Raw genomic sequence first — 24,771 nt, 5'->3', positions numbered from 1 at the left:
TAATATAAGCGATCGTTTTATCGCACTTTGAACACTATATTTATGAATGTATTTGCTGTAATAGTAAATCCTGATGCCATTTTATAAGTAAGCACACCAATATTGGATATAGCTAAGCTGGTGAAAACCTTATTGTCGTAGTAGGTGACAAAATAATCAAGCTCATTGTTTTTAAGAACCGGCAAAGCTCCAGCTAAAGGACTTTTTGCTGAACTCAGAGCATCGCTCATCTCGAACTGGCTCTTATAGACGTTATACATATCAACGGTAAAAGTTTCTGTAGCCTTATTATAAGCAGGGTCATCCACAGAAGTAGGTAATACTATGGAAGGAGCATAAAAAAAGATTGAGTTTTGAGGTACCATCTGAATCCAACGTGTACCATCGTTGTAATATAATCCTTCAGGAATATTAGTTCCATCAATATTAAAAACAGTCATTCCATTTACGTGTGTCGGCAATGGAGAGGCAAGTGTTAGTGACGATAATTTAACCCGAGGTAAAAGTAAGCCTCTGTTGGATGTTCCATCTGTATTTTCTCTTAATTCTAATAAAGCACTGTTGTTGGCTGCTTCTCCAACTCCGATAGTTACCTGTGCTTGCATGCACAAAGGCATCAATACTAATAGTAGTAATAGTATCTTATTCATAAATAGTTAAAGTAATAAAGTTTGAAATATCATTTTATTGTTTTAAGTGTTTTATTTTCAGTACATTTATAAAAACATCAATACGTATTGAACTATATCGCAAAATTTCGTTTTCGAAAATTTAGCAATACTGATAAAACCAGATTAACACTTAGGTCAATCTACAGTCATTCAAAAAAAGACATAGGAATATCTATTCAAGAGTATACTGAAATTATAATTTGTTTATCACATCGATTATATTAGATAGAATCTAACTAATCTTTTTGTTATTAACACAAAAGGATAAGACTGAGCAGTGAACTATTTAACTATTGCTCATAAGTTCACTTTCTATAAAATGTTAATGTTGTTACTGTTGTCATTGTCGCCGTTCATCAACCTATGATATATAAAATCTATTATAAGCGGCAAATATATAAAGATATTTGCGATTATCCAAAATAACATATATTACATTAAATAGCAGTTTTTTTATTATTTTAGCTATACTATTACATGGGTACTCTCATTCTTAGATTAGGATTTACATACACGCTTGTACAATCACCAATTCTTATAGTAATGGGCACACGTCCGCTTTCGCAGTTATTTATTGTTTGAGTAACATAGTAAGTAGCTCCATCTTTCAGAACAGTCGTTAAGGGTAAAACATATGTTGAAACTGCTGTTGCATACCACTTTAGATTTTCACCAACCACACTTACATTAGCTAAAGTATTTACCGGTAACAAACAAACTTTACTTGGTTGAACGCCACCATCTACATTGTCTGTTCTCTTTATTATTGTAACCAAACCCGATACTATACAAGTGGCATTGTATTTAACCTGCACCCTATAAGTACCATAACCCAATATACGCAGATCGATAGAGGATTCTGTACCTATTACATCGGGAAAGTTGGGATCTCCAACCTTTGTCCAAATATACTCTGTGTACTCATTTCCAAAGAAACCGTCTGCTGTTAGAGTGTAACTCGTAGAAATATCGGTATCTATAAAGTGACAAGTCCAATCTGAAGGAAAACCATTAAACTCTCCCGAGTTATAGGCATCATAAGTAATGTTAGTATTATTCTGACCAGCAACGGTACTTTTATCTCTAAAATGTAGCGTTAAACCTCCTGTTGCATTAATGTCTTTTATATTCACAAAGTTAAAGTCACTACGACCTCCCAACAGATTCAAATTTGCTTGCTGACCTGCTGACGAACTTTTCACAAATAACACCTGACAGGTATTTCCCGACATAGTTAGTCTGTTTTTAACCGTTTGCACATATTCGCCCCATGTTAATGTATAGGTGCCACCTGCCGTTAAGAATAGTTCATTAAACACATTATGCCCTGATAGAGAACCTAATGTGCCTTTAAACTCTACACGATTGAATTGAACCTCTTTTCCTGGTGAAGTCAATGCAGTTGTGATAGATGCTATATTAGGAAATTTATACTCGAACGTTAAATCATAAAATACCTGTCCCGTATATGCAATAAAATTTGCTTCTAAGTTCGTCATATGAATATGCGAAGTTCCTGCATTTACAGTGATATAGGAACTATTTGTATTAAATGTATTAAACACATATATATCAGAACTACCTAAATTGACTGCTCTTGATGCAGTACCACTCCCACTAAAAAAGTAATGAGCATCTACCCTATTATTATTAGTATTAAAAGTACCCGCATATAAAAGAAAGCGACCATATAAATAGAGGTCATCAAGAAGAGAAACTGAACTTGTTTCATATATCTGCACAGAGCTCTGTGTGCCAATCTTCAGACCTGCCTTAACACCATTTGTTGTAATGGTTTTAGGAGTTCCATTATTCTGGTAATTAGTAGTATAAATATCCATAACCATATCTCTTTGCCATACGGATGACCCATATATATTTAGTGACATAGTAGAACTCAGAGCACTTATAGTAGGCGGAGTAGCAGCACCTGCAAATGTTATATCACGGCAATAAGCTGCTCCTTCTATTGTTACTATTTTAGAGGTAAGTGTGAAGCCCGAACCGGCATCAAAAAAAACATTGCTTGTTGGAGAGGGTACACAAGCGCCACCTGTACCGCCAGAAGTAAACGACCAATGGCTGGCATCGTTCCACTCCCCTGCACCACCTACCCAATACAAATCGGGAGAGGCTGAAGTAACAAAAGTCCACCCTGTATTACCCCCGTTATCTAGCGAGTTACGAGCTGTAAAATTAGCTCCACCCGTAGCTTTAATATCTGTCAGCAGAGTACCCGACACCTTCACCTGCGCAGAGGCAGGCATAGACAGGGTAGCAGGATAGCCTGCTACTGATGATTTTATACTTGCCCATCCCAAACACTCCGCTTCAACAAATAAACCTTTGTTTATAGTTTGAATATACTCTTGGTTAGTAGCACTCTGTACCGTATAAATTCTTCCCGGTGCAAGTATCAGCTCATTAAATGTATTATAGCCCGAAATATAACCACTTCTTTTATACTCTACACGATTAAATTTTACAGTATTAGTTACACTACCTGCCGTAGAAGCAGCAATGCTTCCCGAAGAAGCCTCTACATTTTCGTAGGTTACATCATAATATTGCTGACCTGCATAAGGATAAAAAATCCCGGAAGTACCCGTGAAATGAATATGCGAAGTACCTGCATTGAGCGTTACAACAGCAGTAGCTAAATTTAAATGAGCATCAATATATAGATGTGAGCTACCCAGATTAAGTGTTCTACGGACAGTACCAACATTTCCAATAAGCTGAGACACCTCTACTCTATGATTATTGGTATTGAAAGTACCTGCATTAATATACAAATAAACAGGTGTTTTGAAATCATCCAATAATGATATAGAACTTGCCTCGTTGAAATGAGTATAATAGACACCAGTTGTAACACCATTGCTCTTAATGGTCTTAGGCACACCAGTACTCTTGTAATATACATAATATGCATCGAATTTCATACCCGCTTGCCACACTGATGAGCCATATATATTTATTGTTGATACTACATTCGGATTATTTACGGTAGGTGGAACTGCTGATCCATCAAACACAATATTACGACAGTATACAGACCCTCTAAATGTTACCTCTTTTGAACTTGATGTGAAGCCCGAACCTGCATCAAAAAAGACATTAGTAGTTGGAGAGGGTACGCAGACGCCGCCAACACCACCCGAAGTTAGCGACCAATGAGCCTTGTCGTTCCAATCTCCCGAGCCTCCTACCCAATACAAATCGGGACTAGGTGAAGTAATAAAAGTCCACCCTGTATTCCCCCCATTATCTACCGAATTATTAGCTGTAAAATTAGCACCTCCTATACCTCTAATATTGGTAAGCACAACGCCTGAAACTTTTACCTCTGCAGTAGCAGCCATAGATAAGGTACTATTAACTCCTTCAGTAGCAGACTGGATAGAAATCCAACCCACACATTCGGATTCGGCAATTAAGGAACCGGTAATAGTCTGAGTAGCTGAGCTTACCAGCAAATAACTTTTACTTGGAGCGAAAACAAGTTCCTTAAAAGTATTATATCCATAGATAGAGCCGTCTCCTTTATACTCTACACGATTAAATTTCACATTATCGGCAGCTGTACCACCACCTGCCTGAATACTTGACAATGTGGAATTTGGGTTTTCGAAGAAGACATTGTAATAGGTCTGTCCTTTTGCTGAGTGAAGATATGCTATATTACTATCAACGAAGTGAACAGTAGATGTACCTGCATTAAGTGTCAATAGCGTTGAGTTCATGTACATATAAAAACTACGAATGTAAATATCGGAACTGCCCAGATTCAATGTACGAGGAGCAGTACCTTGGTCTCCATAAAAAGAACCCCCAATATCCATATTATGATTATTGGTATTGAAAACACCTGCATTGAAGTAGATGTTAGAAGTTATTTTAAAATCATCCATAAGCGAAACCGAACTAGTCTCTAAAAAGTAGACAATTCGTCCCGATGAAACACCATTGCTGGTTATTGTTTTATTAGTGCCTGTATTCTGATAATTTATCTGGCTTGTACTAATCGTCATACCAGTTTGCCATACGGATGAGCCATATATATTTAAATGATTTGCTGAACCCGAAGTCACAGTTGGCAGAATAGTTAATCCGGCAAAAGTTATGTTACGGCAATTAGCAACCACATTTATAGTTACAGTTTTAGATGAGGCAGTAAATCCCGAATTGGCATCAAAGAAGACATCATCCGTAGGACCTGGTACTACACCCGGTATACCTGTCCCTCCCGAAGAGGTTCGCCAATGGTTGATATCCGACCAGTTACCGCCACCGCCTACCCAATAGTAATCGGCTGCAAATACAGAAAAGGATGTCAGAACACAAAAAATAAAAACCAGCAAAAATTTGTTCATAATTTTATTTTATGGTGTTATTGAAAAACACAGAATAGCTATTTATCGTACTTTGAAAATTATGTTTATAAATGTATTTGCAGTAATGGCAGATCCTGCAACAATTTTATAAGTAAGTATACCTGTATTGGATATTGCCAGATTAGTGAAGACCTTATTGTCATAATAGGTCACAAAATAATCAAGCTCAGTGCTCTTAAGAACTGGTAAAGATCCTGCCAAAGGACTTTTTGTAGAACTAGCTGCATCGCTCATCCCAAACTGACTTTTGTAGATATCATACATATTAACGGTAAAAACCTGAGTAGCTTTGTTGTAAGCAGGATCATCGACCGAAGTAGGTAACACAATAGATGGAGCATAAAAGAATACGCTGTTTTGAGGTACCATACGTATCCAACGCGTACCATCATTATAATATAAACCCTGAGGAATATTTGTTCCGTCGATATTATAAACGGTCATCCCATTCACGTGTGTAGCTAATGGAGCGGAAAGAGTAAGAGACGTTAGTTTAACACGAGGAAATAATAACCCTTTACTCGATGTACCATCTGCATTTTCTCTTAATTCTAACAAAGCGCTCTTATCTGCAACTTCTCCGGTACCAATCGTCACCTGCGCATAAGTGCATAAAGGTATCAATACCAACAATAACAATAATATTTTCTTCATAAATAGTTAGTAATAAATTTGAAGTGTAAAATGTTTATTTCTAGTGATTTTAGTTTCAGTATATTAAAACAGTACTCTACTAAGGAGATAAAAAACAGATTAACAGTTAAGAAAATCTATATTCTAAAATTCTTAATTCAAGAGAAGTAACCATAAAAATCATTTTCATTACAATGTCCAAATATGTAAAATAGACACGTTAAAAAAAACACAAGAGTATACTATTAATTCAATTTTATTTTTTTTCGCAGACTGTTAGGTGCGGACAAAATTAGTTGAATCATTATGTTGTTAACATAATAAAGCAGATGTAGCAGTTAGTGTATTAACTATTACTCGTGAGCTTCGACCCTCTTATTTGATGTTATTGTTATTACTGTTGTCATTATTAGCTATAAAAGCCATTCCAAGAGACAAATATATGAAGTTATTTGCGATTACACAAAATACCCCATGCTATATTAAAAAAGTAACATTTTATTTTTAATAAATTAAGAAGAAAAACACCCTTAATCAACTAATAATCAGAGCTTAAAATTGAATTAATATACAATTTAATCAGATAAAACAGAATAATTATTCATCTATATCATATCGCTAGTCATAAACTGTATAAATATTCCAGAAACAAATCTTATTGTAAAAACAGGCAATTATCTACTCTAATATTAGATTAACACTAACAAAGAGTATTACCAAGTAATTCTTACTTAACATTTCAGAAATCACAAAACAAAGAAAGAGGATATAAATATCCTCTTTCTTTAAAATTTATTCTGAACTATTTATTTCTTAAAATTCGAATGTAAATGCGGATTCACTGGTAAGAAACAAGGTCGAGGATTTATCACTATACTGCTTGCATTAATCAAAGGAGTGAATACACCCGGTGAGTTCTCAACATAAGGAGTTACAGTAAGTGTTTTTGCTCCACCCGATCTATATATATGTGTACGATGCTGATTTGCTCCTACCGAAACATTATAATCTTTTTCGGTAGCAGAACCGTCTCCCCAGCTCCACTCAAAATATCTTAAATTATCGTACCTCGAATCGGCTATCGAATAATTAATCTCAGTTGAATAATCGGTTTCACCATCAATACAAGGTGTTTTATTTCCATCGATTGCTACTTTAAACCACGAGGCAGCAAAAGAAGGTAAACCAAACTGAGCAGTTCCTGTTAAAAAATCGGCAGGAAGCTGATATATTCTCAAATTGTCTCCCTCTTCGGGATTATCAATTACAGTAAGAGATTTAGTGCTGCGAGCGGGAATATACATCCTACCATCGGGTCCTAATTGTACAGCACGCACACTCGATCCTCCAATCACATAAGTTTTGGGTAGAACTTTAGAAGGATCGGCAGCCGCAAGTAAAGCTCTAAAATCGAAAACAGCTAAACCCGTAACCGTACCAATGTATAAATATTTCATAGACTCAGAGAATTCAACTCCGTAGGGATTAGCCATCGAGATCATTCTAATATTAGTACATTCTCCTGTTGTATTATTAAAGTCTCCGAATACAAGTTTTGCACTGGTATTACTACCCCAAACAAAAGTTTTACCATCAGGGGTAATTTTTAGATAACCTCCTGCGGAGAGAGAAGTAACAGCTCCTGGCACTTCTGATATTACCGGTTGAGCAGCAGCACCGGCATCAGTCATTAACCAAGCATTCATATAAGCCGGACTACCTACGCCCGGAGCAATCACCCAATAATCGCGCCTATTGGAATGGCGGATAGATGTTATAGTTTCACTCGTTATACCCATTGATCCTTGAAATCTGATATTCTTATATGCAGCCATCACTTCACCTAAAGGGTTTGTTGTCATATCAACAACAGAGTATGCAGCATTATCTGCGCCCTGTTGCCCTACTGTGGCTACTATATATTTAGTTGTACTACCGGGATATGGCAATACAATACCCGCTTGGGCCGAAGAGGCGTCGCCCAACAAACCACTACCTAGGGGCATCTGCAAGTCTTGCTTGTTCCAGACAGTTCTTCCATCCGAATAGAACAACAAATTGCCTTCGGTATCTGATATACTGAAACATCCCTCGCTCGCTGATATTTTAGAACCTACTAAATTAGTAGGTAACCCCGTCAGCACCACATCACTTGCACCAAACAAGCCCGTAGCTAAGAGATCGCGAGTTGCATTCCAAGTAATACCACAATTGCTACCAAAATGCCAGTTATAAATCTCCTTCTGTGCTGTTGCACCTAAACAGAGCATAAATAAGACACTCAACGAAAATATTTTTCTCATCACTTCATTCATAACCTCAATCCTTTACAACCAATATGATAGTAATAAATGATCCGGCATCAATTTCGGTTTTCAGAACATTGTAATTAAGCACTCCGGCAGCCGATATACTATTCACTTTAACAACTGTGTTATCATAATAGGTTACTACAAAATCGAGTTTATCGGCAGTATATAAATTGGGTATAGTAGCCAGAGCTGCATTACTGCTTATATAAGTAGAATTGCCTGTTTTAGTAAATTGCTTCTTATACTCGGCATACAAATCGAAAGTTACATTATTGGCTACAGCGGTTATAGGCAAATTAAAGGGAGGCATATAAAAAAACTGTAAGCCTGCACCCGACCCTACCGATCGCCAGATAGTACCATCAAAATAATAGTAACCAGCCTGAGTAACTTTTACTGTTTTAGCAGTAGTTGTTCCCGTTACATCTGTTACGTAAACGATAGTACCCGTTTGAGCAGCCAGATATTTTCCATCTTTAGAAGCCAGTTGAGTTAATGTTAGACGAGGAGCCATAAAACCTTCGGCGGTAGTAGCGTCAGTGTTAAATGCCTGAACATCGAGCGATACTTTTGGGTCAACGGTGTTTACTCCAACTTGACCAAACCCAGCTACACCTGCACATAAGAATAAGCTTAGCGATAAAAATAATTTCCTCATAGTGTTCTCTTATATATCCTTGTTAAAGATTAGTGTAAAAAGCCAATTGGAGAAAAACGTTGAAGACTAATTTCTATTGATTGTGCAATCAAATAAAAGATTAAGAGTTCATTAGCGGATAACCGACATAACCCCGCACAAAATACGATTGTTAATACCAGTGTGAAAAATCGGGCATGAAACAAAGAAGCATAATATCATAATATACCCAAATTCATTTGGATAGAATCAATTAAGCTCTTTATGCTTTTAACATAAGAGAATACCAATAGTCAATCTTATTTTAATTGTTGCCGGTTAGTCCACTTTTTTTAGATGTTGTCGTCGTTCTTCCTATAAAAGCTATTTTAACACAACAAAGATATACATATTATTTGTATTTATCTAGAATTTGAAATTTGCTTTAAATGACAAATATCTTTTTTATTGATCTATAGATGAGCGTAGAGTGTTAACATGAAAAATTCCATTAAAAGACGTGTTACCCAGTATAAAACTATTATATATTATTCAAAATGGAACTCTCATCCTTAGATTGGGATTCACATAAACATTTATACAATTCCTAAGTTTCACGGTAAAATATACACGCGCACTTTCGCAATTATCCTTAGTTTGCGTAACGTAATAACCCGCTCCATTTACCAAAACAGTAGTTAACGGGTAATCTGCATATCTCAACCGCCGGTTCGGCAGGAACAACCGGAGCCGTTCTCTCAACTATATTAATTGTAGCTACTACAATACATTTGTTCATAATCCTTAGTTAGTTGTTGTTGTAAAATACAAAGTAGCTTTTATCGTACTTTAAACACAATATTTACGAATGTTTTTGCTGTAATAACAAACCCCGATTTCATCTTATAGCTAAGTATACCGTCATTGGTTATTTTCAATTCGGAGAAAACGGCATTATCGTAGTAAGTCACAAAATAATCCAGTTCATTACTTTTTAGAATCGGTAAAACTCCTGCCGAAGGACTTTTGGCTGAGCTAAGAGGATCGCCCATACCGAACTGGCTCTTATAGACATTATAAATAAAAGCAGTAAATACCTGAGTATCCTTGTTATAAGATGGATCGTCCACAGAAGTGGGCAATACAATAGACGGAGCATAAAAGAAAATGCTGTTTTGAGGTACCATCTGTATCCAACGTGTACCATCATTGTAATAGAATCCCTGAGGAACATTCGTTCCATCAATATTAAAAACTGTCATACCATTTACGTGTCCGGGTAATGGAGACGAAAGGCTTAAGGATGACAATTTAACACGAGGCAGCAGTAAGCCTCTATTGGATGTTCCATCCGTATTTTCTCTTAACTCCAATAAGGCACTCTGGTTTGCAGCCTCTCCTACCCCCACGGTTACCTGCGCTTGCATACACAAAGAAATCGACAGCGATAGTAGTAATAATACTTTCTTCATAAACAGTTTTTTTTATATTTATTTTAAAAGGTTGTTTCTAATATTCAAAATCACAGGAAATTATATTAGGCTTTATTTAATAAACCAAAGTACCCGATGAGGCGACCAAGCATCTGTTGTTTTTTGATGCCAGTTGAGTCAATGCAAGACAGGAAGCCATAAGATCGTCGGAAGTAGCAGCATCTACGATAGATGCCCGAAAATCAAATAAAGCTTTTAGGTAAGTAATGTTTACTCTAATCTGATTAAACACAACTATACCAGTACATAAGAATAAGTTTATCATCAAAAAAAATAGTTTTCCTATACAGTTATTGTAATATATTGACCAGCAATTGCGATAGAAACAATTGACGGGATTAAACCTCAAGACTAGTTTCTATTGATCTCAATATCAATAGGGGCATAAGAATACATTAGCTAAACGACAATAAGAAGGTCGAATAGTATACAATTATTTTAACAAAAGATAGTTCAGGCATAAAAGAGAAGAGCATAGCACGTTAATATATTCAAACTTACTTGAATAAAAACAATTATGCACCTAATACTTTTAACACAATGGGATACCAGTAGGCTGTTTAATTTTACATGTTGCCAGTTAGTCTACTTTTTAAATATTGTTGTCATCATTGCCGCATACGCGATTTTAATACTACAAATATATGCATATATTCTATTCGCACAAAGGATAAGTCGCCTACCTTAATAGACAACATCTATTGTTTTTCGCTTTTTTAATTACAAAACACTTTTAAAATGTTAAAACCCACAAAAAGAAACAGCTTTAACAATTAAATCAAGACAAATATTATGAAACAGGAAAATCATCTATTAACGATAGATTATATCGATAACTTCAATTTATTGAAATAACTAAGATTTGCCTCATATCTCATTTTGCCGTATATTTGCAGTTCATTAACTCATTAATAAAACTTTAAAAGAATGGCAGAAGCACCTAATTGTCCACAGTGTGACATGGAAAATACGTATTTCGACGGAACAGTATACATCTGTCCTGATTGCAGTAACGAATGGTCTACCGATGGCAATGATGTAGAAGCAGACGACACACCACGAGATAGCAATGGAGCAGAACTTATAGACGGCGATGCTGTAACGGTTATAAAAGACCTTAAAGTAAGAGGCTCATCGATGGTTATTAAAAGAGGTACAAAAGTAAAAAGCATCAGATTGACAGAAAATCCTGAAGAGGTAGATTGCAAAATAGATGGTTCAAGTATTGTTCTCAAAACTTGTTTCCTCAAGAAAGGATAATAAAATAAACTACTCACAATTAGAGTAAAAGAGTTGATTCGTATTTCTGAATCAACTCTTTTTTTGTGCTAAAATTCGCCGCTACTTTTTAATTTTGAATACACTCATAAATATTACTGATTTTTATGATCGAAATCTGAAAGAAATTCTAAATTTGCACCGCATATCATATAGTGTATTTATTTGATAGTAATTTATCAAGCGGCTATAAAAAAAAATGAGAGTTAAAGGTTATTTTTGGGGTTGTTTATCATCAGCAACATATGGTCTGATTCCCCTATTTGCCATTCCGATACTAAAGAAAGGAATGCTTTACGATTCGGTATTATTCTACCGCTTCACCTGCACATCTTTACTGATTGCCTTGCTGATGTTGGTCAAAAAAGAATCTTTTGCAATCACCAAGAAAGAATTACTCCCCCTTGTTTCTCTGGGGATACTCTTTGCTATGTCTGCACAGTTCTTATTCTGGGGATATCAATTTATAGCAGTAGGCACTGCTGCCACCATACTTTTTCTCTATCCCGTATTTGTAGCCTTGCTAATGGCTATTCTCTTTAAAGAAAAAATACCAAAGGTGTCGCAACTGGCTATCATCATTGCATTTCTGGGAGTGTCGCTATTATATAAAGGAGAAAATGGTACTTCGTTGAATCTATTTGGAGTCGGGCTATTACTCCTTTCGGCACTCTTTTATGCCATATATATTGTGATAGTCAATAAATCGAGCGTAAGAAACATGTCTGGATATAAGCTTACTCTTTATGCAATGATTTTCAGTTCATTATTCTTTCTCGTAAAAGCATCCTTATCGGGGGGAGTAGAAGCGTTTCCCGATGCAATAAGCCTAGTCGATCTGCTCATGCTAGCACTATTAGCAACCGTAGTATCAAACATTGCTATGGTATATTCCGTTCAGTACATTGGGTCTACCGCTACCGCAGTACTTGGAGCCATGGAACCGGTAACGGCTGTTTGTGTAGGAATTTTCGCATTCAAGGAAGTATTCACCAAAAATTTGGCATTGGGAATCCTGCTCATTGTAATATCCGTTTCGCTGATTGTTCTTTCCGACATAATATCCAAAAAGATTAAATTTAAAGTAAACCATAAACCCAAACTTGGGAATAGATAGGACGATCACTCCATATAATATTGTAAAGAGTCGAACGAGTAATCGGGCGACTCTTTTTTTATTTATATCTTTGCATCCGATTTAAGGTCAACGACCTATTTTATTTACACTACTTAATAATAGCATTTCTGAATGAAAAATATTGCTGATTTCGAAATCATGGCACCCGTTGGGTCATACGACTCACTGGCTGCGGCAATACAAGGTGGAGCCGATTCTATTTATTTCGGTATCGAAGGTTTAAATATGCGCGCCAAATCGTCTAACAATTTCACACTGGACGATTTAAAAAACATCGTTAAGATATGTCAGGAGAATAACATGAAAAGTTATCTGACCGTCAACACCATTATCTATGATAATGACATTAGCCTCATGCATAAAATTGTAGATGCAGCCAAAGCAGCTAATCTGTCGGCAATTATAGCATCCGATGTATCGGTTATGATGTATGCACGCAGCATAGGCGTAGAAGTTCACCTTTCGACGCAGCTTAATATAACAAATTCGGAAGCATTAAAATTCTACGGACAATTTGCAGATGTAGTAGTATTGGCACGAGAGCTTACACTCGATCAGGTTGCTGATATTTATAATGATATAATAGAACAAGATATAAAAGGACCAAGCGGCGAACTTATCCGAATAGAAATGTTCAGCCATGGAGCTTTATGTATGGCTGTTTCGGGTAAATGTTATTTGAGCCTACACGAAAAAGATCTTTCAGCCAACAGAGGTGCTTGTAATCAGATGTGTCGCAGAGGCTACATTGTGAAAGACAAGGAAAGTGATATGGAATTTGAGATAGACAACGAATACATAATGTCGCCCAAAGACCTAAAGACAATCCACTTCATGAACAAGATGATGGATGCAGGTGTACGTGTCTTTAAAATAGAAGGACGCGCGCGCGGTGCAGAATATGTACGCACAGTTGTTGAATGCTACAAAGAAGCAGTTAAGGCACATTGCGAAGGCACATTCTCAGAAGAGAAGATTGCTGATTGGGATACACGTTTGGCAACAGTATTCAACAGAGGATTCTGGGACGGCTATTATTTGGGACAACGTTTAGGTGAATGGTCGATGAACTACGGATCGGAAGCAACCAAAAGAAAGATATATATAGGTAAAGGACTTAAGTATTTTTCGAATATTGGTGTTGCCGAATTCTTAATGGAAACTCAATCATTGAAGATTGGAGACGAAATTCTGATCACCGGTCCTACAACAGGTGCAGTTACTCAAATAGTGGATGAAATACGTGTAGATCTTAATTCGGTAGAAGAAACTGTGAAGGGCGAAAAGTTCTCAATAAAGCTTACTGATAAAATTCGTCCATCGGACAAGCTTTTCAAATTAGTTAAAGTTACCCCTAAGAAAAAGTTTGTTGAAAAAGAATAAAACTCATTGAACCATTTTATAATTGTTAAAGATAAGCGAGGAAAAGACTTTCCCCGCTTTTTCTATTTTAGAGCATATAGTTATACAAAAAAATCAATTGATAAATCAAAAAAATCAATTAGAAAAAAAAGCGTTTTTTAAAACTAATCTTACTGATCCAATGTTTAATAGATAGAAAAAGGGATTAAAGAAGTCAAAGTAAAAGAGGGTAAATAACTGAGACAAAAAAAGAGCGAACTGTATGTACTTAATTTTCTTATGAAAGGAGGTAAGTATCTCAGAAAATCGGAACAACAGCTAAAGAGATTCGTTCGCCTCTCACAGCAAAAAAAGAGTGTTCCACATCATTACGAGTTTTTCATTCAAAAGTAAACTCACCTTTTTCTTTATAGTTTATGTTTTCTAGTGTTAGTGTTTTATACGAGAAAGAGGGAGTGAATATTATTATTCGCTCCCTCTCATTTTTTATCTCAAGTGCAATTCTAAATCACTTACAAAACAGCTTGTTTAGCAAGTAAAAACTCAGCTTTAAGCAAAGCAATCGTTTCTTTTACACTGATTATCTTGTTTGCCAAATGGGCATTTACTCCGGCAAAAGCATATCCTTTATTCATATTTCCTTTAGCAGCATTGTAAAGCGCTAAAATAATACAATAGGGACTTTTAGAGTAATCGCAGGTTTTTATACAATGGTATGGACAGCTTTTGGGTACTTCCGATCCGCTTTCCACTTTCTTGATAAATATTCCATCGATTGCTCTTCCGGGCATACCTACGGGGCTATTAATGATTTTAATATCTTCCACTTTAGAATCTATAAATACATTCTTAAAGGTAAGTGATGCATCACACTCGTCTGTGGTCACAAAAATAGTACCCATTTGTACTCCTGATGCTCCCATTTCAATAAAACGATACATATCTTGTCCCGAATGAATTCCTCCGGCAGCAATTACAGGTATATTTTTATGCTCTTTGTAAGACATTGCAACTTCTACAACTTCGGGAACGATTTGTTCTAACGAATATTTCTCGTCCTCAAGTTGTGTAGTTTTAAACCCTAAGTGCCCTCCGGCTTTAGGTCCTTCAACTACAATAGCATCCGGTAAATAGTTATAGTTAGTAAACCATTTATCGCAAATTATTTTTGCTGCACGCGAAGAGGATACGATAGGCACCAGTTTAGTGATGCTATCAGATTTAAGATAAGACGGTAGATCAAGAGGAAGACCTGCTCCCGCAAAAATCACATCCGCTTTTTCGGCAATAGATGTACGTACCATGTCTGCAAAATTAGTAAGGGCTACCATTATATTGATACCTACTACTCCTTTTGTTTTTTCTTTTGCTTTTCTGATTTCTTCTTTCAATCCCCAAATACAATCGCTCAAATAGTTTGAAGCAGGTTGTCGGTACATAAGTCCCAAACCAGCACATGAGATAACCCCGATGCCGCCTTCGTTAGCTACTGCTGATGCTAACCCCGATAGAGACACACCAACTCCCATACCTCCCTGAATAACTGGAAGTTTAATTTCTAAGTTTCCTATATAAAATGATTTCATATATAATATAAAAACAGACAAATCTAGATGCCCAGAATTTGTCTGTATTGGTTAATCCAAAGCTTCTTTAAATTTTTTAAATAGCCGTTAAGGCGAAGCAAATTATACTTTTGGAATAGCTTCTTTAACCACCATAGGGCGACCTAAATGCTCTTTTCCATTAAGTGTTTGGATAGCGTTTTTTGCATCTGCCTCGTTTTCCATTTCAACAAATCCAAATCCTTTTGATCTATTTGAAGCTCTATCGATAATTAATTTAGCAGAAACAACTGGACCGAAATCGGCCATTAATGCTTGTAGATCTGATTCCTTAACTTCGTAGCTAAGATTTCCAACATAAATGTTCATAACAATATAATTTAATTAAGTGATTTTAAAAACAAGAAGTAGAATAAGGTCTAATTTCAACAATAGAAGACTTAATAGTTTACATTAAGAAAAGTAATGAAGAGAAAGAACAAAATAAACTTTTTGCTTCTAGTACGAAAGAACGGAATAATTATCTGGATGCATACTATATACTTGGAGGTTATTTTCTCAAACGAACCAAATTTACACTTTTTATATTTCCGTAAACATAAATTAACTATAAAGATCTTTGATTTTTCCTTTTAATTGTTTAACCAACCATTAACGAGACAAGCAAAATTTGAAGCCATTTTTAGGATGGAAGCAGGCAGAAGCCTGTTTATACTATAGTTCTATAAACAGTAAACTAAACACAAAGTGATATTATTTAGAACCTTTTACTTTTATTGATTGTACTAACTTATCACTATTGAACTCAAGTAGCAGGTTTTGTTTTAAATTGTCGTTTTTCTTCTTTTTTATGTCGTAAACAATTTCTTTTCCCACAGACAATTCAACGAAAACAACGCCAGCATTATCTTGCTTAGCCAATATAGATTCAGGTTGAAGAGTATAAGTTACCTTCTTTATCTTTTTATCCGAGTATTCTTTTGTTATTGTAGCTACAATCTCGGTACTACTCATTTCGGCTGTATAATAGAATGCTTTAGGTGCAAACTTCTTAAGTAAATCTTTCGGCTTATTCTCCGATAGTTTTTTAAAGAAATCGCCTAAATCGAGCTTTAGACTTTCGAGTGATGCTCCGCTCAATACTACAATCTGAGACAGATAGTCGTATTTCTCTTTTGCTTCATTTTTATGAGAACCTGTAATATTACCTAGATCAATATTTTCCAGATAAGCCTTATAAGCATCCGCTGTATTATCTTTCAACGTAGTATTCCAGCTTAGCGAATCCATAATTATACGGATCTGATCCAAATGTGGTGTTTTAGGATTCTCGCTCAGATATGCATAAAACGCATTTATATCTGACGATTTTCGTAGTTTTTCCCATGCTTGCACTTCGGCTTCACGCGATGCTCTTATTCGTTTCTCGGCCTCTTCGGCAAAGTTACCCTCGGGATATCTCACCAAATATTTAGAATATGATAATGGTGTATTCTCTTCAACACACTTCATCCAGAACATTTCCTGACGCTCATCCGAATCGCGGGTATGAGCAATATTTAAAGCACCTATAACTCCTATAATAATAAGAAGGATAGATCCGAAAATTAAAAAGAGAACACCTTTAGATATTTTAGAACGTTTCTTAGTTGTTGTTTCTGATACAGGAACAATTATTTCTTCTGCTTCATTCTCTATCTCTATTGATGGCTCTACCACCTCTTCAGACTCAGCTTTGGGTTCGCTGTCTGACTGCGTAGGTAAATTTCCATCTAAAAAATCAGTAGTGTACTGATGATCCATATGATCTTTACACTCTTCACAAATATTTTCATCCTCTCTTATAGGTCTGCTACAAAATGGGCACTGCTTACTATCTGACATATGTTTATCCGATTACGGTATTCGTTTCAATTCTGGTCTCAGACCTATTTATTGTTTTCAATAATTAAACCGCAACTCTTAGCCATGGCTAAGAAATACAGCAATTTATACAGTTCAATTTATTTAGTACTGATCTTCGTACAGAAGATATTTCTTTCTCATTTGTTTATAGTCATCCAATCCCTTTTGCCATGTTTTACGAATAGCGTCTTCCGATTGACCTGCTATAATCTGCTTTTGCAGGTTACTTGTACCCGATAGCAGATTCATAAAACGAGGAGATGTAAAAAACTTTACTCCTAATCCCGATTTCTTATAAAAGTCGAGCAAATAGGAAAGCGTTAATCCCTTATCAAACGGAATATTTCGAAGATCATGCCCATAACAAAGCTTGTCTTTTTGCAACGGATTCTTTTCAAAGCCGGGTAAAGAAACAGGTGTAAAAGTAAACGACCCGAATTTAGGATTTGGATAACCAACTACCTGAAACGGAAAATAAGTTCCTCTACCAACACTCACTCCCGTAGCTTCGAAGAAACAAAGAGAAGCATATAGCTTTATTGCCTGATCGTTTGGCAAATTGGGTGATGGCTTGATAGGTAATGAATAAGGATCGCCATGTTTCCAGCCTTTTACTGTAATAACTTTCAGATCACATATTAGTTTACCTTTTAACCAACCCTGACCATTTATCATTTGAGCCAACTCACCAACCGTTAAACCGTGCAATACAGGTATAGGATGCATCCCGACAAATGATTTATAGGGTAATTCTAAAACCGGACCATCAATATAATCATGTGGATTAGGACGATCTAGTATTATACATTCCTTCTTGTTTTCGGCACAACCCTCCATTACATAGTGCATTGTACTTATATAGGTATAAAATCGTGCTCCTACATCCTGAATATCAAAAATCACGACATCAATACCATTTAGCATTTCGGCTGACGGCTTTTTGTTCTTACCATATAACGACATCAAGGGTATACCCGACTTTACATCTTTGCCATCGGCAACCTGCTCTCCGGCATCGGCATTTCCTCTGAAACCATGCTCGGGTGCAAAAATTTTAACTACATTTACATCTTGAGACAAAAGAGCATCGAGCAGATGTGTACCATCTGTCAGACAGCTCGTATGATTAACAACGAGTGCTACATTCTTGTTCTTCACCAGAGGAAGAAGTTTATCCAATTGATCGGCTCCTACCTTTATTTTATCTGCTCCGGAAGTTAAAGCACAAAAAAGAACAGAAAACAGTATTAATAAAAAACCTTTTTTCATAGAATTCGTTGTTTATGATGTAAAGATAAGTGTTATTGTCGTCTAAATAAAGCCTTTGATAAATGAATCCTATCGATATAATCAAAAAATACTACGAAGAGAGTTCATCTCTATACAATATATTGGTAAATCACAGCTCGGATGTAACCAGAAAAGCTCTGGATATTGCAAAGAAGCATCCCGAACTGAATATCGATATGCAATTTGTACGTGAAGCTGGTATGCTACACGACATTGGCATCTTTATGACAAACGCTCCCTCCATTGATTGCATTGGTAAATACCCATATATGGCTCATGGATATTTAGGAAGCGAATTATTACAAAAAGAAGGATACCCAAAACACGCTTTAGTTTGCGAGAGACACACCGGTGCAGGATTGACTCTTGATGAGATTATCGCACAACACCTACCACTGCCTCATCGTGAGATGATGCCTATAAGTATCGAAGAACAATTGATATGCTTCTCGGATTGCTTTTTCTCAAAAACACATCTGGGTGAAGAAAAACCAATAGAAATAATCAAAAGCAAATTGGCTAAGTTTGGAGACAGATCGGTTAAACAGTTTACTCAATGGTGCGAACTATTCTTGTAACAATATCATATTGCTTTATTTTAGTCACCCATAATTCCACAAAAAATAAAAATATCTCTGTTCCGAAAGCCTATTTTTTCGAACGAATCATTTTTGCATGTTAACAAAATATGCAAAAAAATATATATTCTTCGTTATATGCATCGCAAATACTTTACAATAACCTCTAGTCATTATAAGAGAGCGACATAATACACAATCCGCATCCACACAAGCATTATAAAGCACATGTTAAATAGATCGCATTGGACTATTTGCACCCTTAATTCAGACGAAATAGACACCTACCCCTCCTTAAAGAATACTAATTTTGGTTTGAAACATTAAATACGTTAACCTTTCGAAGACCATAGAGTATCGACTCTAAGTGATTAACCTTTTTTCAACTTTAAAGCTTATGATAAACAAGCGAGTTTACTATTCCCCATTATTCAGACGAATATTAATAGGGGGTACAATGCTTTTCCTTACAACAGGAATTGCTTTTGCAGAGAAAAACATAGTGGTGGAAAACACAGCTATCAACCAAACCGACCAGAGACAAGTAGCAGGAACTATTGTAGACCAAAGCGGCGATCCCATTATTGGAGCTACAGTTATAGTTAAAGGTACTACTGTAGGAACTGTGACCGATTTAGATGGAAAATTCACAATCAATGTTCCATCCAATGCCGTTATAGCAGTACAGTATGTAGGCTATCTGAATCAGGAAGTCAGAGTTGGAGACCAAACTACATTAAACATCACACTGAAAGAGGATACACAAACTCTTGACGAGGTGGTAGTTGTAGGATATGGTGTTCAGAAGAAAGTGAATCTGAGTGGCTCGGTAGCCAACATCAGAATGAACGAATTGGTAGAAAGCCGTCCTATCAGCAACATTTCACAAGGATTGGCGGGTATGGCTGCCGGTGTGCAGGTTACTTCGGGATCGAACAGACCGGGCGACAATACAGCATCTATTATGATTAGGGGTCAGGGAACTTTAAACAATGCCGCTCCACTTGTTATTATAGATGGTGTAGAAGGTAGCTTAAGTAGTGTAGACCCTCAGGACATCGAAGACTTATCGGTACTGAAAGATGCAGCTTCGGCAGCAATCTACGGATCGAGAGCAGCTAATGGAGTTATCCTTATTACTACTCGCATGGGTAAAAAAGGAGATGTAAAGATCGAATACAACGGCTATATGTCGTGGGAGTCGGTAGGCAAAACATTCGATCTGGTATCGAACTACGCCAATTACATGGAACTTATTAATGAGGGGTATTCCAACTCGAACCTCCCTACCCGATTTACGGATAAAACCATTCAACTATGGAGAGATAACGAGCGTGGCGATCAATTGATGTATCCTAACACCAACTTAATGGATGAATTGTTCTCAACATCATTGGGAAGCAATCATAACCTTGCATTAAGTGGTGGTTCGGACAAGTTTACATTCTTCACATCTTTCGGATTTTTGAACACTCCGGGAGTTATGGAAAACTCGGGTTACAAAAAATACAACACCCGTATTAACTTAGAGGCTAATGTAAAACCATGGTTAAAACTAGGAACCAACCTCAGTGGTCACATGGCTTTTACGGAACAAGGAACCAATAAGGTGAAAGATGTATTCACATACTCAGCAGCCACTACTCCGGGTATGGTATTCCGTGCACCCGATGGACGATATGGTTCTATAAACAACAGTGAAGACGATGCTCAAACAGCAGCTAACAATCCATTTTATCGCTTAAATAACACCACGGGCGATATAGAAAGCCGAAACATAAAGACTCGTTTCTATGGAACATTAGCTCCATTCAAAGGCTTTACTCTAACAGGTTCTTTCAACTATATATTCACCAATAAGACAGACGATTCTAAACCTGTATTTATAGAGCAATGGAACTTCCTTACAAATACATTAACATCAACAGGTATAGGTAAAACCTCTATCATGAATAATGATTATAAATGGAATAATTACACCATGGATGCGGTTGCACGTTACGAAAACAAAGTTTCGAAGCTTGATTACAGCGCAATGGTTGGAGCCAGTCAGGAACTATTCAGATACAAATGGTTTAAAACCACAAAACAAGATTTGCTCGATCCGGGATTAGGTGCTATTGATGGAGCTACCGGCGCAGCCAGCTCTTCGGGAAACACTGTAGAATGGGCTATGAGATCGTTCTTTAGCAGAATAAATCTTAATTGGGATAACAAATACCTATTCGAATTCAACCTACGTGCCGACGGTTCATCTCGTTTCCTTAAAGACAATCGTTGGGGATATTTCCCATCGGCATCTGCCGCATGGAGAGTAGATCAAGAGCCTTTTATGACTGATCTTGTAGCATCAGGACTTAGCAATATGAAATTCCGTGCATCATATGGTGTGCTCGGTAACAACGCTTTGAGAAGTACAGATGCAGACATAAACGGAAACTACGATGCACAATCATTGTATTCGAGCAGTAATTATATTTTGAATAACGAAATAGCAATGGGAATTGCACGTTCCGCAATACCTAATGCTCTACTTACATGGGAAAGAAGTAAAATTACCAACTTAGCGGTAGATATGGGCTTTATAAATAACAAGTTGACAGGTACAATTGAGGTTTTCCACAAAAAAACCGACGATATACTTATCGACCTTCCCGCTCCACTTGTAAACGGTAACGCTTCTATACCTCGTCAAAATGCAGGAACAGTAGTAAACAAAGGTCTTGAATTGACTGCCGGATGGCAAGATAAAATACAAAACGTATCGTATTTTGTGAATGGAAATGCAACTTTCTTGAATAATAAAGTAACCCGTTTTAAAGGTGACGAAAGCTCTTTAGATGGTGCTAATATGATAAAAGAAGGATATGCCATTAATACCCAATTTGGTTATAAGGTAGATCGTTTAGTACAAACTCAAGCAGATTTGGATTATGTTCAAGCTCTTGTTGACAATGCTCCTATTGACCCTGCAACCGGAAAACAAAGAAATCCTTTCTCTACAATAAAACGCCCCGAATTAGGTGACTTACTTTATAAGGATACAAACGGCGATGGTGTATTAAACGACGACGACCGTGTGCCTATTGGTAACGGTAAAACTCCAAAATTCACGTTCGGTCTTAATTTCGGTGCATCTTACAGAGGATTCGATTGTGCTGTCTTGATACAAGGAGTAACAGGTGTAGAGCAATATTGGTTGGACAACTATTTCCGCCCACAAGTTCGCTCAGGATACCAATTGAACAAACAACTCGCTGATGGCAGATGGCATAAGGATATGCAAGGTAGTGCAAAATACCCTCGTTTATTGGAATTCAGTGATGACAGAAACACCCGTGTCAGCGATTTCTGGGTACAGAATAAGTCTTTTGTTAAAATCAAGAATATTCAACTAGGATACACGCTGCCTAAGGCTCTTGTTAACCGCTTCTCATTAGATAAACTACGCATATACGGCAGTTTAGAAAACTTCTTCACATTCACTAAATACGATGGACTAGATCCTGAAGTAAGTGGTGTTGACTATCCAACAATGAGACAAGCTGTAATAGGTATAAATCTATCATTCTAAATTGATTCACTATGAAAAAATATAAAATATTATTGACTGCTGTTATTGCAGCACTTTCCCTAAATGGATGCTACGATTTAGACAGACATCCCTTCGATCAGGTAGGAGATGCTATCTTCTGGCAAAACGAAACGCAAGTTAATCAAGGGATGATGGGCGTATATGCAGCACTTAAGAATGACAATGCCTTCGGTCTTAAATTCGCACAGGATAACATGTCCGACATTGGCGTAGGATACGACAACTATGGTTTTGGACCCGTTATATTGGGCACATACAACGACCGTACTGCAATGGTACAAGACAAATGGAAATCGTTATACGATGGTGTAATGAGAGCCAATCTGGTAATACAAAAAGTGCCAGGGGTAACCAGCCTTAGTGACGAACTGAAAACTCGTTTTCTGGCAGAAGCTAGATTCTTACGTGCCGTTTACTACTTCGAATTATACAATTTTTATGGTGCAATACCATTGTATGACGAAACTGTAAATCTACCTACTGATTATAACGATCTTAAAAAGCCTAGAAATACAGTTGAAGAAGTATTTCAATTTATACTTAACGACTTGAATTACGCCGCAGAAAGCAACTTACCCGTAAAATGGGAAGCCAGTGATTATGGACGTGCTACAAAAGGTTCGGTATACGGCTTGAGAGGTAAAGTATATTTATACAAAAAAGAATACGCAAATGCCGCTAAAGATTTCGAAGAAATAATTCTCGATCCTTCGGGCAAAGGCTATAACTATTCTTTATACAACGATTATGTGAACCTTTTCAAACCAGAAGGTCATAAGAGTAACGAAATGGTCTTCGCTATACAAAACGCTGGTGGAGTAGGTAAAGACTATGGTATGCCAATGACTTTCTATATGGGAACACGCAGTACATTTGGCAGTTGCTGGAACAATGTAATGCCATCGGCAACACTTCTGAATATGTACGAACGTAAAGACGGTAAACCTTTCAATTGGAACGATTTCATACCCGGCTTCAACGAAAGTACAACAGTCAAAGACGAAACATTTGTTTCGACCCTTACCAAAGACGGTAAAACTGTAGAAGCTTATGCAAAAAACAGAGATATAGTATTGGATATGTATAAAGAGAGAGATCCACGTATGGATGCAACTGTTATACTTCCCTTCACTAAATATCTGGGATGGGTAAGTAACCAAACTAAAACATGCGAAATGGTAATTGCCAGAAATGTTGCTCCTAACGAAGTAAACGGATTTATCAGAATAAACGGTGCTTGGACTGAAAGTTATATCTTCCGCAAATTTGTAGCCGAAGGCAACATGAACGGAGGAATCAACAACCGTGCTCATACACCTATAAATTTCCCATTGATACGTCTTGCTGATGTATACCTAATGTATGCAGAATGTAAAAACGAATTGGGCGATCAGGCAACAGCCGTTCAATACATCAACAAAGTACGTCAACGTGCATCTACCAATATGCCTGCTATAAACAGTGGACCTGCATGGCTAGCCGCATCATCTAAGGATCAGGTTTTTGAGAGAATCAAACAAGAACGTGCCGTAGAACTTGCAGCCGAAGGACATCGCTGGAGCGATCTTCGTAGATGGGGCATAGCTCTAAAAACATTGCCCGGAGATGTATATGGGGTAACAGGAAAACGCTTATTGACGCGTTCGTTTACAGAAAAAGATATGTTATGGCCTATACCCGGCGTTGAGATAGAAAGAAATCCTAACCTGAAACCAAACAACCCCGGATGGGATTAAACCTTTCCTAAAAGAAAGAATAACTTCGATATACAATCTATTTACTCGAAAAACACATCAGTACTTTTTATAAATTATATGGGCTGAAATACGCCCATATAATTTATTTTAAGGTCTCATATCTTTTTTACTATTTAAGAAACAGAATAAGCAGATATAGTTATTATCACAAAAGACGAAGATAAATTACAACCTCAACTTA

Annotated in this window: 18 protein-coding genes; 6 read left to right on the top strand and 12 right to left on the bottom strand. The window is 36.7% G+C overall.

The annotated features are described in order from the left end of the window. Positions 1 to 17 precede the first annotated feature (17 nt). The 8 genes from IR022_RS00570 to IR022_RS00535 all read right to left on the bottom strand — a co-directional run bounded on the left by IR022_RS00570 (position 18) and on the right by IR022_RS00535 (position 10,387). Positions 18 to 650, bottom strand: a complete 633-nt coding sequence (locus tag IR022_RS00570) for a hypothetical protein (protein ID WP_050710081.1) — start codon at positions 648 to 650, stop codon at positions 18 to 20. Between the two features lie 494 nt (positions 651 to 1,144). Further along, a complete protein-coding gene (locus IR022_RS00565) occupies positions 1,145 to 5,047 on the bottom strand; it encodes a hypothetical protein (protein WP_194202223.1) in 3,903 nt (1,300 codons plus the stop codon). Between the two features lie 42 nt (positions 5,048 to 5,089). After that, positions 5,090 to 5,722, bottom strand: a complete 633-nt coding sequence (locus IR022_RS00560) for a hypothetical protein (protein ID WP_194202222.1) — start codon at positions 5,720 to 5,722, stop codon at positions 5,090 to 5,092. Between the two features lie 785 nt (positions 5,723 to 6,507). Continuing rightward, on the bottom strand, positions 6,508 to 8,004 hold the full coding sequence (locus IR022_RS00555; RefSeq protein ID WP_194202221.1) for a hypothetical protein: 1,497 nt from the start codon (positions 8,002 to 8,004) through the stop codon (positions 6,508 to 6,510). Positions 8,005 to 8,020: 16 nt separating this feature from the next. Continuing rightward, complete coding sequence (locus IR022_RS00550) at positions 8,021 to 8,671, bottom strand: hypothetical protein (RefSeq protein ID WP_194202220.1); 651 nt, start codon at positions 8,669 to 8,671, stop codon at positions 8,021 to 8,023. A gap of 610 nt (positions 8,672 to 9,281) precedes the next feature. Continuing rightward, positions 9,282 to 9,428: a hypothetical protein gene (locus IR022_RS00545; RefSeq protein WP_194202219.1), complete on the bottom strand. Its 147-nt coding sequence runs from the start codon at positions 9,426 to 9,428 to the stop codon at positions 9,282 to 9,284. Between the two features lie 40 nt (positions 9,429 to 9,468). Further along, the gene (locus IR022_RS00540; RefSeq protein WP_194202218.1) at positions 9,469 to 10,101 is read right to left on the bottom strand and encodes a hypothetical protein; all 633 of its coding nucleotides are present in this window, start codon (positions 10,099 to 10,101) and stop codon (positions 9,469 to 9,471) included. A 76-nt stretch (positions 10,102 to 10,177) separates the two neighbouring features. After that, positions 10,178 to 10,387: a hypothetical protein gene (locus tag IR022_RS00535; protein ID WP_194202217.1), complete on the bottom strand. Its 210-nt coding sequence runs from the start codon at positions 10,385 to 10,387 to the stop codon at positions 10,178 to 10,180. A 662-nt stretch (positions 10,388 to 11,049) separates the two neighbouring features. Here IR022_RS00535 and IR022_RS00530 point away from each other — a divergent pair. The 3 genes from IR022_RS00530 (at position 11,050) to IR022_RS00520 (ending at position 13,921) form a co-directional block, all read left to right on the top strand. Further along, positions 11,050 to 11,382: a zinc ribbon domain-containing protein YjdM gene (locus IR022_RS00530; RefSeq protein WP_050710753.1), complete on the top strand. Its 333-nt coding sequence runs from the start codon at positions 11,050 to 11,052 to the stop codon at positions 11,380 to 11,382. A gap of 217 nt (positions 11,383 to 11,599) precedes the next feature. Further along, entirely contained in the window at positions 11,600 to 12,517 is a 918-nt protein-coding gene (locus IR022_RS00525) for a DMT family transporter (protein WP_194202216.1), read from the top strand. 132 nt (positions 12,518 to 12,649) lie between these two features. Then, positions 12,650 to 13,921 (top strand): peptidase U32 family protein, encoded by a 1,272-nt coding sequence (locus tag IR022_RS00520; protein ID WP_194202215.1) that lies wholly within the window; start codon positions 12,650 to 12,652, stop codon positions 13,919 to 13,921. Positions 13,922 to 14,412: 491 nt separating this feature from the next. On the opposite strand, the gene IR022_RS00515 is transcribed toward IR022_RS00520, so the two are convergent. From IR022_RS00515 to IR022_RS00500, 4 genes are all read right to left on the bottom strand, one after another. After that, positions 14,413 to 15,486, bottom strand: coding sequence for an NAD(P)H-dependent flavin oxidoreductase (locus IR022_RS00515; RefSeq protein WP_050710756.1), 1,074 nt, complete (start codon positions 15,484 to 15,486; stop codon positions 14,413 to 14,415). A 102-nt stretch (positions 15,487 to 15,588) separates the two neighbouring features. Beyond that, complete coding sequence (locus IR022_RS00510; protein ID WP_050710757.1) at positions 15,589 to 15,834, bottom strand: RNA recognition motif domain-containing protein; 246 nt, start codon at positions 15,832 to 15,834, stop codon at positions 15,589 to 15,591. Positions 15,835 to 16,218: 384 nt separating this feature from the next. After that, complete coding sequence (locus IR022_RS00505) at positions 16,219 to 17,349, bottom strand: hypothetical protein (protein WP_194202214.1); 1,131 nt, start codon at positions 17,347 to 17,349, stop codon at positions 16,219 to 16,221. A 123-nt stretch (positions 17,350 to 17,472) separates the two neighbouring features. Further along, the gene (locus IR022_RS00500) at positions 17,473 to 18,639 is read right to left on the bottom strand and encodes an exo-beta-N-acetylmuramidase NamZ domain-containing protein (RefSeq protein ID WP_194202213.1); all 1,167 of its coding nucleotides are present in this window, start codon (positions 18,637 to 18,639) and stop codon (positions 17,473 to 17,475) included. Positions 18,640 to 18,701: 62 nt separating this feature from the next. On the opposite strand from IR022_RS00500, the gene IR022_RS00495 reads away from it, so the two are divergent. The 3 genes from IR022_RS00495 (at position 18,702) to IR022_RS00485 (ending at position 24,569) form a co-directional block, all read left to right on the top strand. Continuing rightward, positions 18,702 to 19,238 (top strand): HDIG domain-containing metalloprotein, encoded by a 537-nt coding sequence (locus IR022_RS00495; protein ID WP_194202212.1) that lies wholly within the window; start codon positions 18,702 to 18,704, stop codon positions 19,236 to 19,238. 397 nt (positions 19,239 to 19,635) lie between these two features. After that, on the top strand, positions 19,636 to 22,812 hold the full coding sequence (locus tag IR022_RS00490) for a SusC/RagA family TonB-linked outer membrane protein (RefSeq protein WP_194202211.1): 3,177 nt from the start codon (positions 19,636 to 19,638) through the stop codon (positions 22,810 to 22,812). An 11-nt stretch (positions 22,813 to 22,823) separates the two neighbouring features. Further along, entirely contained in the window at positions 22,824 to 24,569 is a 1,746-nt protein-coding gene (locus IR022_RS00485; RefSeq protein ID WP_050710762.1) for a RagB/SusD family nutrient uptake outer membrane protein, read from the top strand. Positions 24,570 to 24,771 lie beyond the last annotated feature (202 nt).

This window comes from Dysgonomonas sp. GY617 (assembly GCF_015233815.1).
GTDB lineage: Bacteria > Bacteroidota > Bacteroidia > Bacteroidales > Dysgonomonadaceae > Dysgonomonas_A.
Note: the sequence above shows the minus strand (reverse complement) of the source record. Positions and strands in the feature narration are given on the sequence as shown.

Bases quoted from the DNA above. Each gene is read 5' to 3' on its own strand.
- IR022_RS00495 (WP_194202212.1), top strand. From the start codon at position 18,702: ATGAATCCTATCGATATAATCAAAAAATACTACGAAGAGAGTTCATCT.
- IR022_RS00510 (WP_050710757.1), bottom strand. From the start codon at position 15,834: ATGAACATTTATGTTGGAAATCTTAGCTACGAAGTTAAGGAATCAGAT.
- IR022_RS00490 (WP_194202211.1), top strand. From the start codon at position 19,636: ATGATAAACAAGCGAGTTTACTATTCCCCATTATTCAGACGAATATTA.
- IR022_RS00535 (WP_194202217.1), bottom strand. From the start codon at position 10,387: ATGATAAACTTATTCTTATGTACTGGTATAGTTGTGTTTAATCAGATT.
- IR022_RS00505 (WP_194202214.1), bottom strand. From the start codon at position 17,349: ATGTCAGATAGTAAGCAGTGCCCATTTTGTAGCAGACCTATAAGAGAG.
- IR022_RS00565 (WP_194202223.1), bottom strand. From the start codon at position 5,047: ATGAACAAATTTTTGCTGGTTTTTATTTTTTGTGTTCTGACATCCTTT.
- IR022_RS00540 (WP_194202218.1), bottom strand. From the start codon at position 10,101: ATGAAGAAAGTATTATTACTACTATCGCTGTCGATTTCTTTGTGTATG.
- IR022_RS00550 (WP_194202220.1), bottom strand. From the start codon at position 8,671: ATGAGGAAATTATTTTTATCGCTAAGCTTATTCTTATGTGCAGGTGTA.
- IR022_RS00560 (WP_194202222.1), bottom strand. From the start codon at position 5,722: ATGAAGAAAATATTATTGTTATTGTTGGTATTGATACCTTTATGCACT.
- IR022_RS00555 (WP_194202221.1), bottom strand. From the start codon at position 8,004: ATGAGAAAAATATTTTCGTTGAGTGTCTTATTTATGCTCTGTTTAGGT.
- IR022_RS00545 (WP_194202219.1), bottom strand. From the start codon at position 9,428: ATGAACAAATGTATTGTAGTAGCTACAATTAATATAGTTGAGAGAACG.
- IR022_RS00485 (WP_050710762.1), top strand. From the start codon at position 22,824: ATGAAAAAATATAAAATATTATTGACTGCTGTTATTGCAGCACTTTCC.
- IR022_RS00515 (WP_050710756.1), bottom strand. From the start codon at position 15,486: ATGAAATCATTTTATATAGGAAACTTAGAAATTAAACTTCCAGTTATT.
- IR022_RS00570 (WP_050710081.1), bottom strand. From the start codon at position 650: ATGAATAAGATACTATTACTACTATTAGTATTGATGCCTTTGTGCATG.
- IR022_RS00525 (WP_194202216.1), top strand. From the start codon at position 11,600: ATGAGAGTTAAAGGTTATTTTTGGGGTTGTTTATCATCAGCAACATAT.
- IR022_RS00500 (WP_194202213.1), bottom strand. From the start codon at position 18,639: ATGAAAAAAGGTTTTTTATTAATACTGTTTTCTGTTCTTTTTTGTGCT.
- IR022_RS00530 (WP_050710753.1), top strand. From the start codon at position 11,050: ATGGCAGAAGCACCTAATTGTCCACAGTGTGACATGGAAAATACGTAT.
- IR022_RS00520 (WP_194202215.1), top strand. From the start codon at position 12,650: ATGAAAAATATTGCTGATTTCGAAATCATGGCACCCGTTGGGTCATAC.